Source organism: Mediterraneibacter catenae (genome assembly GCF_008691045.1).
Lineage (GTDB): Bacteria > Bacillota > Clostridia > Lachnospirales > Lachnospiraceae > Mediterraneibacter > Mediterraneibacter ornithocaccae.
This window is the reverse complement of record NZ_VMSO01000039.1, coordinates 1-11,687: the sequence shown is the minus strand read 5'-3', so window position 1 is coordinate 11,687 and position 11,687 is coordinate 1. Positions and strand designations below refer to the sequence as shown.

Genomic DNA, 11,687 nt, shown 5'->3' with positions numbered 1-11,687 from the left:
CGTGGATACGTGAATTGTCTGTGCTGTATCAATCTGTTTTGTGCTGTTTTTTAATTATGAGCCTGTACGATAAATCCGGAATTTATACCCCTCTTTTGAACAGCCAGAACGAATACACTGCCGGCACTCCCGCGCAGATCACTACGATCACGATGAGCGCGGCGAGGGTTCCGTAATCGCCCATTACGCTGCCGAGAAAGCCTGTGATGATCAGGAGAAATCCTCCCAGTATAAACATTTTTCCGCCCAGCCTGTGGGTGCGGTTCCAGTTCTCTGTACTGTTCAGCGTCCAGGGTACCCGGATGCCGACGGTAAAGTTCTGCTGCAGTTTCGGCATATAGTTGCCTAAGATGACGAACAGGATACCGATAAGTATGGAGACGATGATTCCTACATTTATTTCCATGCCAAGGGCGACCCCGTAAGTAATGACATTTACGATAAGCGACATGACCGGAATGACCCAGAGCACCAGTGTGAGCGGTTTTTTGTGGATATTGCGCCTCTTAGGGTCATTAAGGGTGATAAATGAGACAAACAGTTGCAGTATGGCAAGGATACATGGCATGCCGAATACGGCAAATGTTTTTCCAGAGTATCCGTCCGCCTGTCCGTCTGCGCCCCAGTGTGTGGCAATTTGTTCCGGAAGACGATTCCATACAATGAGTCCGAACAGGATCGGCAGCAGTGTGATCAGTGTTGTAATGATAATTGTAATCTTATATTTTTTTACATTCTCCATCGTTTACTTCTCTCCTTTCAGATCTGACAGCCAGACCATGACTTCCTCAAGCACGGTCAGATTTAATTCATAATAGATAAAATTCTTTTCCCGCGTCTCCCGGATCAGATCGGCTTTTTTCAGGATCTTCAGGTGATAGGAGACGGTTGCCTGTGTCATATCAAAGTTTGAAGCTATATCTCCGGCAGAGAGTCTGCCATTTTTCAGAAGCTCCAGTATTTCACGGCGTACCGGGTCGGATAAAGCTTTAAATGTCTCGGCAAAACTCAATTGACCACTTCCTTCCCAAACTATTTAGAAAAGTTTCTAAATACTATATAGCACTACAGTGAAAAGAAGTCAATAAGATCTTTAAAATTGGCTGAACTATTCCTGTAAAGATTTCATCTGGAATCCCAACCAATCATATGCTATGATATATCCAAAGCATTAATACATTCCAGCATGTTTTTATTTCGAAAAGGTATTTCGCCATTTCATCATTTCTAACTACATTCAGGAAAATCTCAATGCTTTTATTCCCAATTGATATAGCGGAGAGGTTTTCAGAATGGAAGAAAGGATGAAGCAGCCTCTCTGTACTACAACAGAAAGAGGAGGCTAATATATGGCAAATGAAACAACTGTAAACAGAACCTTTAAATCTACTGTGTTTATCATGGTATTCGAAGACAAGAAAAACCTGTTGGAACTGTACAATGCGATGACAGGAGACTGTCTCTTTATGAGCATCAGTCCACGTACAATCCGAACCTTCCGCTGCGTTTCCTTATCTATATATCTCAGCTTTATGCGGGAATGACGAGGAACGAGAACCTGTACGGAACAAAGGTCGTGCAGATTCCGCCGCCGGAGTTTGTTATCTTCTACAATGGGGAAAAAGATATGCCGGAGGAGACGCCCCTGAGGCTGTCGGATATGTACAGGTTGAAGGTGGAGGAGCCGAAACTGCAGCTGGAAGCAGTGATGCTCAATATTTCAGGATCAAATAACAGCAGGCTCAAGGAGGCGTGCAGGACGCTTAAGGATTACGCTGTATACACGGATAAGATCCGCCTGTATTCAAAAGAGCAGCCACTAGTGGAAGCAGTGGAGAGGGCAATTGACGAGTGTATTGCGGAAGACGTCCTGAAGGATTTCCTGACGAAGCACAGGGCGGAGGCGAAAGCGATGAGTATTTTTGAATATGATCAGGAGAAACATATCAGACAGGAACGGGAAGAGGCCTGGGAGGAGGGTCAGGCCTCCGGGTTGAAGCTTGCGGAGACAATTTTCAGGCTCTTCCGTGAGGGAAAAACTATAGAGGAGATATCAGCTTGTTGCGATCTCTCAGCAGAACAGATAAGAGGACTGCTCGGGCAGGAAAAGTAATACAACGAAAGGCAATAGTTTGGCTTTGATATTCTATTAAGTAAAGTGTATCAGTAAACACATTCAGACAGTAACTCCGGGAGGCACATCAGATATGGAAAAATGGTTCATCACTATGAAGAAAGCGGATTTTAATGAGATTGCGGAGAAATATCACATCTCCCCGATCCTTGCAAGGCTGATCCGCAACAGGGATATTATCGGGGATGAAGCTGTTGATTTCTATCTGAACGGAACGATCGCGGATCTCTATGACGGAATGCTGATGAAGGATATGGACCGGGCAGTAGAGATCCTGTCTGAAAAGATCCGGGAGGAGAAGCGCATCCGTGTGATCGGGGACTACGATATAGACGGAGTAAATGCCACATATATTCTCCAGCAGGGGCTGTCTGAACTTGGAGCGGATGTGGACACAGATATCCCGGACCGGATCAAGGACGGGTATGGACTAAATATCGATCTGATCGACCGGGCAATCGATGACGGGATCGATACGATCATCACCTGTGACAACGGGATCGCTGCGGCAGAGGAAATTGCTTATGGAAAAGAAAACGGTCTTACGATCGTAGTGACGGACCACCACGAAGTGCCGTATGTGCAGATAAATGAAGAGAAAGAATATATCCTTCCCCGGGCGGATGCGGTCGTTGATCCTCACCGGGCAGACTGTGAGTATCCGTTTAAGGGTTTGTGCGGCGCGGCGGTGACATATAAACTGGTCGAAGCGCTTTATAACGTGATGCAGAGAGATCCGGAAGACGTGGATTACCTCATGGAAAATGTGGCGATCGCGACGGTTGGAGATGTGATGGATCTGACCGGAGAGAACCGTATTTTTGTGAAACAGGGGCTGGAGATGCTCAAACGTACACAGAATCCGGGGCTTAAAGCGCTGATCGAATGTACGGGCGTTGATGTGGATCGGCTGAATGCCTACCATATCGGATTTGTTCTCGGACCCTGCATCAATGCCAGCGGGCGGCTGGATACGGCAAAACGGGCGCTGGAACTACTCAATGCGCGTACCAGACGGGATGCGGTTATGCTGGCGGAGGACTTAAAAGCGTTGAATGACAGCCGGAAAGAGATGACCGAGCGGGGTGTAGAGGAAGCTGTCCGGATGATCGAGAGCACTTCTCTGAAAGATGACCGTGTGCTGGTTGTCTATCTGCCTGACTGCCACGAGAGTATTGCGGGTATCATTGCAGGACGGATCCGGGAGAAATATTACAAGCCTGTATTTGTGCTCACCAGAGCCGAAGAGGGAGTGAAAGGCTCCGGACGATCCATCGAGACGTACGACATGTTTGCGCAGATGTGTAAGTGCAGGGCGCTGTTTACAAAATTCGGCGGACATAAGCTGGCGGCCGGCCTGTCACTCGAAGAGGAGAATGTAGAGCGTTTTCGGGAGACGATCAATGAACTGTGCGAATTGAGCGATGATGATCTGCAGGAAAAGGTGTCCATCGATATGCGTCTGCCGTTCCCTTACATCACGGAACAGCTTGTAAATGAACTGGAACTTCTGGAACCCTTTGGCAAAGGGAACCCCAAGCCGTTGTTCGCGGAGAAGGACCTGAGAGTTATCAGTCCGCGTATTTTCGGGAAGAATAGAAATGTGCTCAAATGCAGGCTGCAGGATCAGCAGGGATATCAGATGGAGGCTGTGCACTTTGGAGATGTGGAAGACTGCCTTCGGGCGATGGAGCAGAAGAATTTCATGTCGTTTACATATTATCCGACAATCAACGAATACATGGGAAGGCGGACATTGCAGCTTACGCTTGTGAATTATCAGTAGAAAAATGTTTGAAAATCGACAAAATAGTGCTATACTATGAATATTATAGAGTTATAGGGGATGCCCCGCAGTTACAGAGGCATCCTTTTTATTTAGAGATATTATACTTATAGATAAAACGTGACAGTGCAAGGGGGTAGTGATATGGCGGGAACTCTTGAATATGAACAGCTTAATAAGAATCTTGAGGTCGTGGACGGCCATGCGGTAAAGGCTCCCGAGGATTATCAGGACCCGGAACAGCTGTATCAGGCGCTGGTGGCAAGAGTGAGAAAGTACCATCCTTCAACGGATATTTCGATGATCGAGAAGGCATACAGGATCGCGAAAGAAGCGCATAAAGATCAGGTGCGTAAATCAGGGGAGCCGTATATTATTCATCCCTTATGGGTGGGAATTATCCTTGCGGATCTTGAGATGGATAAGGAAACGATTGTTGCGGGCATGCTGCATGACGCAGTGGAAGATACTGCAATGACGCTGGATGATATTACGAAAGAATTCGGCGAGGAAGTTGCTCTCCTCGTGGACGGCGTCACGAAGCTGGGACAGCTCAGTTACTCCCAGGATAAGCTTGAAGTACAGGCTGAGAATCTGCGCAAGATGTTCCTCGCCATGGCAAAGGATATCCGGGTGATTATTATCAAACTTGCAGACCGGCTTCACAATATGCGCACGCTGGAGTTTATGACTCCGGCAAAACAGCAGGAGAAAGCCCGCGAGACGATGGACATTTACGCGCCTATTGCGCAGAGGCTCGGTATTTCCAAGATCAAGACAGAACTCGATGATCTGTCTTTGAAATACTGGAAGCCGGATGTTTACTATCAGCTTGTAAAAGACCTGAACGAGCGAAAGACAGAGCGGGAAGAATTCGTCCAGCAGATTGTTGCGGAAGTGTCAAAGCATATGAAGAATGCCCACATCAAGGCAAAAGTTTACGGACGTGTGAAGCATTTTTTCAGCATATATAAAAAGATGGTAAACCAGAACAAGACACTGGATCAGGTATACGATCTGTTTGCGGTGCGCATCATCGTCGATTCGGTAAAAGACTGTTATGGAGCGCTGGGCGTGATCCACGAGATGTATACCCCCATTCCGGGACGGTTTAAAGATTACATTGCCATGCCGAAGCCGAACATGTACCAGTCGCTGCATACAACGCTTATGGGACCGTCCGGACAGCCTTTTGAGATCCAGATCCGTACCGAGGAAATGCACAAGACAGCCGAATACGGTATCGCGGCTCACTGGAAATACAAGGAAGGATCGGATGCGGCAAAGAGTATGGCGTCCCAGGAGGCAAAGCTCAACTGGCTGCGCCAGATCCTTGAGTGGCAGAGAGACATGTCCGACAATCGGGAGTTCTTAAGTCTGCTGAAAGGCGATCTGGACCTGTTTGCAGAAGACGTCTACTGCTTTACGCCAAACGGCGATGTAAAGAACCTGCCGAACGGCTCCACGCCGGTGGATTTCGCATACGCGATCCACAGCGCGGTCGGCAATAAGATGGTCGGGGCCAGAGTAAACGGAAAGCTTGTAAATATTGATTATAAGATCCAGAACGGCGACAGGATAGAGATCCTTACATCCCAGAACTCAAAGGGACCGAGCCGTGACTGGCTTAACATTGTCAAGAGTACACAGGCAAAGAATAAGATCAATCAGTGGTTCAAGAAAGAATTTAAAGAAGACAATATTATCCGGGGGAAAGAGCTGATCAGTTCCTATTGCCGCAGCAAGAGTATCGACCTGCTCAATATCCTGAAACCAAAATACCAGCAGATTGTACAGAAGAAATATGGTTTCCGTGACTGGGATGCAGTGCTTGCGGCCATCGGACACGGCGGATTGAAGGAAGGCCAGGTAGTAAACCGGCTGCAGGAAGAGTACGAGAAAGAGCATAAAAAGGAAATCACGGACGAGACGATTCTGGAGAAGATTTCAGAGGCAAACCGGCAGAAAGTCCACATAGCAAGATCTAAGAGCGGCATTGTGGTCAAGGGAATCAACGATATGGCAGTCCGTTTCTCAAAGTGCTGCAATCCGGTGCCCGGAGATGAGATCGTCGGTTTTGTCACCCGCGGAAGAGGAATGTCTATCCACCGGACGGACTGTGTGAATATGCTTCATCTCTCCGATGCCGAGCGGGAGAGACTGATCGACGCCGAGTGGGAGGATACATCTGATACAGAGGGCGGAGGACAGTATCTTGCCGAACTCAAGATGTATGCCGACGACAGACAGGGGCTTCTGATGGACGTGACGAAAGTTTTCACGGAAGAGAAGATTGATGTGAAGTCCGTCAATATCCGCACGAGCAAGAAGGGAACGGCCACTCTGGATATGGGATTTATCGTTCAGGGGCGCGAGCAGCTTGAAGTGGTGATCAAGAAGCTTCGACAGATCGAGAGCGTGATCGATATTGAGAGGACGACGGGCTGACAGACCGGAACAGGAGATTGTGAAGATGAAGATAGAAAGATTTGTACTTGGTCCGGTGGGGACGAACTGCTACATCGTCAGAAATGAAGATACGATGGAGTGCTTCATAGTGGATATGGCGGCCTGTCCTCCGGAACTGGTAAGCCACATAAAAAATGCTGGAATGACAGTGAGAGCGGTACTGCTCACTCACGGACATTTTGACCATATTATGGGACTCGACCGTTTTCTGGAAGAGTTTCCTGTCCCGGTCTATGCATGCGGAGCGGAAAAAGAGCTTCTTGAAAACGCGCAGATGAATTCGTCCTCAGGGATGCTCGGACAGCCGTATACATTTACCGGAGCGCAGTTTGTCAAGGACGGAGATCTGCTGCAGATTGCGGGAATGAAGATTCAGGTGATCCAGACGCCGGGACATACGATCGGCGGATGTTGTTATTACATCGCAGAGGAAAAAGTACTGTTCAGCGGAGACACGCTCTTTCGGGCGTCAGTGGGACGTACAGATCTGCCCACGGGAAGCATGGGCGCGCTGGTGCGCTCTGTTAAGGACAGGATTCTTGTGCTTCCGGATGAGACAAGGGTGTATCCGGGGCATATGGAAGAGACAACAGTAGGATATGAGAAGAAATATAATCCGTTCCTGTAGCAGGGATGCTGCAGAGTAATATCGGGGAAATGAGACGGGATAACAATGATCGGGATATCGAGTAAAAAAAATAAGTATACCTATAATGCATATCACATTGTGAAATCATTTTTTCCGGGCGAGGAGATCATACAGAAAGTAGAGGAAAAGCAGGAACCTCTTATGGCAGTCAGGCTGCCGGGAGGCTCTTGCTTTTCCCTTGCACCGGAAGAGGTGGATGCAGTGCTTGAAGGACAGAAGTTCTTCTCCGAAGAGGAGAGAGAGCAGGCTGTGAAGAAGGAAGTGACCAGGCGGCTGTACCTGTATCTGACAGAAGAGACGGGGAGGACGCTCGCGTGGGGTACGCTGACCGGAGTGCGCCCTACGAAGATCCCCATGGAGCAGCTGGAGGGCGGCGCTTCGGAAGAAGAGGCGGCACGTTTTATGATGAAGAAATACTGTGTGAGTCCGGAGAAAGCTTCTCTTGCGGCAGAGGTTGCCTCACGGGAGAATGCACTCCTGTCCAGACTGGACTGCGAAAAAGGATTCAGTCTGTATGTGGGAATTCCTTTCTGCCCAAGTGTATGTTCTTACTGTTCCTTCAGTTCATCGCCAATCGGACAGTGGAAAGACCGGGTGGACGCTTACCTTGATGCACTGATCAGGGAGATCCGCTATATCGGCTCAAGGGCGGAGGGGAGAGTTCCGGACACGGTCTATATCGGCGGGGGAACCCCTACTACGCTTGAACCGGAGCAGCTGAAGCGGCTGCTTGACACGGTCACGGAGTGCTTTGACCTTTCCAACGTGCTGGAATTTACTGTGGAGGCGGGCAGGCCGGACAGCATAACGGAAGAGAAACTTTCGGTGATCAGAGAGTACCCTGTGAGCCGTATTTCCGTTAATCCGCAGACCATGCAGCAGAAGACGCTGGATCTGGTGGGCAGGCGCCATACGGTAGAGCAGACCGTGGCAGCATTTGAGCTGGCACGAAGGCTTGGATTTGACAATATCAATATGGACCTGATCGCCGGACTTCCCGGCGAGACGGTGGAGGATATGGAAGACACTCTCCGCCAGGTTGAAGCGCTGCATCCCGACAGCCTGACTGTCCATGCCCTCGCGATCAAGCGCGCGGCAAGGTTCGGACAGGAGGGGCGTACGGCAGATCTCCACGCGGAGATATCGGGGATGGTTGAGAAGGCATACGAGAGTGCCCGCAGGATGGGACTGCTTCCCTATTATCTGTACCGTCAGAAGAATATTGCCGGGAATTTTGAAAATGTGGGCTATGCAGAACTTGACAAAGCCGGAATATACAATATACTGATTATGGAAGAAAAACAGACCATCCTTGCCGCGGGAGCGGGAGCATCTACAAAGATCCTGCTGCAAAACCCGATCATAAAGGATGGGGGAAAAGAAGTGAATCTGGTCCGCGCGGAAAATGTAAAGAGCATCAACGATTACATCGCGCGGATCGATGAAATGATAGAACGAAAAGGAGAATGGTTATGGCGCTGAAGAAGAAACCGGTCACGGGCATGAAGGACATGATGCCGTCCGAAATGGAGGTCAGGGATTATGTCATCGGCCTTATCAAGGACACATATAAGACATTCGGATTCTCATCCATAGAGACTCCCTGCGTAGAACACATCGAAAATCTGTGCAGCAAGCAGGGCGGAGATAATGAGAAGCTGATCTTCAAGATTTTAAAGAGAGGCGAGAAACTGAAAATCGACGAGGCAAAGGAAGAGGCTGATCTTGTGGACGGCGGTCTGCGCTATGACCTGACCGTGCCGCTCTCCCGCTACTATGCAAACCATGCAAATGAGCTGCCGGCTCCTTTTAAGGCGCTGCAGATGGGAAATGTATGGCGCGCGGACAGACCCCAGAGAGGGCGTTTCCGCCAGTTTATGCAGTGTGATATCGATATTCTGGGCGAGCCGTCCAACCTGGCGGAGATCGAACTGATCCTGGCGACAACGACGCTCCTCGGGAAACTGGATTTCCACAACTTTACTATCCGCATCAACGACAGAAGGTTCTTAAAGGCGATGGCTGCTTACAGCGGCTTCAAAGAGGAAGATTACGACAATGTATTCATTACGCTCGACAAGATGGACAAGATCGGACTGGACGGCGTGGCTGCAGAACTGAAGGAGAACGGATATGCGGAAGAATCGGTTGAAAAGTATCTTGATCTTTTTAAAGAGATTACGGGCGATGTTGAGGGCGTCCGCATGTGTAAGGAGAAATTACAGGGCTATCTTGCGCCTGAGGCGGCGGATGGGCTGGAAATGATCATCAGCTGTGTGGAGCAGGAGAAGGAAGCGGACTTCCGCATGAAGTTCGATCCTACGCTCGTACGCGGCATGTCCTACTACACCGGAACGATCTTCGAGATCTCTATGGATGAGTTCGGCGGATCAGTGGGCGGCGGCGGCCGTTATGACAAGATGATCGGCAAATTTACCGGACAGGATACGCCTGCGGTGGGATTCTCTATCGGGTTTGAGCGTATCGTTATGCTGCTTCTCGAGCGCGGATATCAGGTGCCGACGAGCAGACCGAAGAAAGCATATCTGCTGGAGAAGAAAATTTCCAGAGAGAAGCTCCTGGAAGTACTCGACCAGGCAAAGGCAGAACGTGCGGCTGGCAACCAGGTCATGATCATGAATATGAAGAAGAACAAGAAATTCCAGAAAGAACAGCTCGCAGAGCAGGGATATACAGATATTACGGAGGTGTACAATGGCTGAATCAATGCAGGGACTTAAAAGGACTCACAGATGCGCGGAACTCTCCGCGGCGAATGTGGGCGAGACTGTGACCATCATGGGATGGGTACAGAAGAACAGAAATAAGGGCGGACTCGTATTTACCGATGTGCGTGACCGCTCAGGAATCATCCAGGTCGTGTGTGAGGAAGGGAAGACAGATGCGGCGCTCATCGAGAAGGCGGCGTCTCTCCGTTCTGAGTATGTGGTTGCCATTGTCGGGGAAGTGGCAAAGCGTTCCGGCGCGGTAAATGAGAAGATCGCGACAGGAGAGATCGAGGTGCTCCCGACTGAGCTGCGCATCCTCTCTGAATCCATGACGCCCCCGTTTCAGGTGGAGGAAAATTCCAAGACAAAGGAAGAAGTGCGCTTAAAATACCGTTATCTTGACCTGAGAAGACCGGACCTCCAGAAGAACTTTATCATGAAGAGCCAGGTTATGACACTGACCCGCCAGTTCTTTGCAGACGAGGGATTCCTCGAGGTGGAGACGCCGATGCTCGGCAAGACGACGCCGGAGGGTGCGAGAGACTATCTTGTTCCGAGCCGTGTCCATCCGGGATGCTTCTACGGACTGCCGCAGTCACCGCAGCTCTACAAACAGCTCCTTATGTGCTCCGGTTTCGACCGCTATATCCAGATCGCGAGATGCTTCCGCGACGAGGACCTGCGCGCCGACAGACAGCCGGAATTTACGCAGATCGATATGGAGCTGTCCTTCGTGGATGTTGACGATGTGATCGATGTAAATGAAAGATATCTTGCAAAACTCTTTAAAGAGGTTCTGGATGTGGATGTACAGCTCCCGATCCAGAGAATGACATGGCAGGAGGCTATGGACCGCTTTGGTTCCGATAAGCCGGACCTGCGTTTCGGTATGGAACTGACCGATGTGACGGACGTGGTAAAAGGCTGTGGCTTTGGCGTGTTCACAGGTGCGATCGAGAACAACGGAAGTGTCCGCGGTATTAATGCCAAGGGACAGGGTAGCATGCCGAGAAAGAAGATTGACAAGCTGACTGCATTTGTAAAAGACTACGGTGCAAAAGGCCTTGCTTATATCGCAATTCAGGAGGATGGCACTGTGAAATCTTCATTCGCGAAGTTTATGAGCGAAGAGGAGATGGACGCGCTGATCAAAGCGATGGACGGACAGCCGGGAGATCTGCTCCTGTTTGCTGCCGATAAGAATAAAGTTGTATGGGATTCTCTGGGAGCGCTCCGTGTGGAGCTTGCGAAACAGCTCGATCTGCTTGACAAGAACGAATACCGTTTCGTATGGATCACGGAATTCCCGCAGTTTGAGTGGAGCGATGAGCAGGGACGTTACCTCGCTATGCATCATCCGTTCACGATGCCGATGGAGGAGGACCTGCCGCTTTTGGACAAAGGGGAGCTCGGTAAGATCCGCGCGAAGGCATACGATATCGTCCTCAATGGAAACGAGATCGGCGGTGGAAGTGTCAGAATCCATCAGAATGACATTCAGGAGAAGATGTTCGAGGCGCTCGGATTTACAAAAGAGCAGGCTCACAGCCAGTTCGGTTTCCTCCTTGAAGCATTCAAGTACGGAGTGCCGCCGCACGCAGGACTCGCGTACGGACTGGATCGCCTTGTCATGCTCATGGCAAAACAGGACAGCATTCGCGACGTGATCGCATTCCCGAAGATCAAGGATGCATCCTGCCTGATGACGGAGGCTCCGACTCCGGCCGATGAGAAACAGCTCGAGGAACTGGGGCTTTCTGTTGTGTCAGAGTAATTCCGGATTTATCGTACAGGCTCATAATTGAAAAACAGCACAAAACAGATTGATACAGCACGGACAATTCACGTATCCACGGACGGAGAAAGATTGATTCTGGCTCCGGTTACAGAATATAACAGGAACTAGCAAAGCAGGGTGAT

The 11,687-nt window shown here is 49.7% G+C and carries 10 protein-coding genes; 8 read left to right on the top strand and 2 right to left on the bottom strand.

The features are described from left to right. Positions 1–82: 82 nt before the first annotated feature. Both FNY66_RS14910 and FNY66_RS14905 read right to left on the bottom strand, forming a co-directional pair. Positions 83–742 (bottom strand): SdpI family protein, encoded by a 660-nt coding sequence (locus FNY66_RS14910; protein ID WP_150311641.1) that lies wholly within the window; start codon positions 740–742, stop codon positions 83–85. Positions 743–745: 3 nt separating this feature from the next. Next, positions 746–1,012 carry an autorepressor SdpR family transcription factor gene (locus tag FNY66_RS14905; protein ID WP_087152512.1) on the bottom strand — a complete coding sequence of 89 codons (267 nt, stop codon included), beginning with the start codon at positions 1,010–1,012 and terminating at the stop codon, positions 746–748. Between the two features lie 337 nt (positions 1,013–1,349). On the opposite strand from FNY66_RS14905, the gene FNY66_RS15875 reads away from it, so the two are divergent. The 8 genes from FNY66_RS15875 to aspS all read left to right on the top strand — a co-directional run bounded on the left by FNY66_RS15875 (position 1,350) and on the right by aspS (position 11,541). Then, positions 1,350–1,544: a hypothetical protein gene (locus tag FNY66_RS15875; protein ID WP_229409553.1), complete on the top strand. Its 195-nt coding sequence runs from the start codon at positions 1,350–1,352 to the stop codon at positions 1,542–1,544. Next, positions 1,541–2,113, top strand: coding sequence for a hypothetical protein (locus FNY66_RS14900; protein WP_229409552.1), 573 nt, complete (start codon positions 1,541–1,543; stop codon positions 2,111–2,113). The genes FNY66_RS15875 and FNY66_RS14900 overlap by 4 nt, the downstream gene beginning before the upstream one ends. Before the next feature lie 94 nt (positions 2,114–2,207). Next, positions 2,208–3,920: a single-stranded-DNA-specific exonuclease RecJ gene (recJ, locus tag FNY66_RS14895; protein WP_150311640.1), complete on the top strand. Its 1,713-nt coding sequence runs from the start codon at positions 2,208–2,210 to the stop codon at positions 3,918–3,920. A gap of 144 nt (positions 3,921–4,064) precedes the next feature. Continuing rightward, on the top strand, positions 4,065–6,368 hold the full coding sequence (locus FNY66_RS14890) for a RelA/SpoT family protein (RefSeq protein WP_087152514.1): 2,304 nt from the start codon (positions 4,065–4,067) through the stop codon (positions 6,366–6,368). Positions 6,369–6,393: 25 nt separating this feature from the next. Continuing rightward, positions 6,394–7,017 carry an MBL fold metallo-hydrolase gene (locus tag FNY66_RS14885; protein WP_150311639.1) on the top strand — a complete coding sequence of 208 codons (624 nt, stop codon included), beginning with the start codon at positions 6,394–6,396 and terminating at the stop codon, positions 7,015–7,017. Between the two features lie 45 nt (positions 7,018–7,062). Beyond that, entirely contained in the window at positions 7,063–8,520 is a 1,458-nt protein-coding gene (hemZ, locus tag FNY66_RS14880; RefSeq protein WP_087152516.1) for a coproporphyrinogen dehydrogenase HemZ, read from the top strand. Continuing rightward, positions 8,511–9,761 (top strand): histidine--tRNA ligase, encoded by a 1,251-nt coding sequence (gene hisS / locus FNY66_RS14875; RefSeq protein ID WP_087152517.1) that lies wholly within the window; start codon positions 8,511–8,513, stop codon positions 9,759–9,761. The genes hemZ and hisS overlap by 10 nt, the downstream gene beginning before the upstream one ends. Beyond that, a complete protein-coding gene (aspS, locus tag FNY66_RS14870; protein ID WP_087152518.1) occupies positions 9,754–11,541 on the top strand; it encodes an aspartate--tRNA ligase in 1,788 nt (595 codons plus the stop codon). The genes hisS and aspS overlap by 8 nt, the downstream gene beginning before the upstream one ends. Positions 11,542–11,687: the final 146 nt, after the last annotated feature.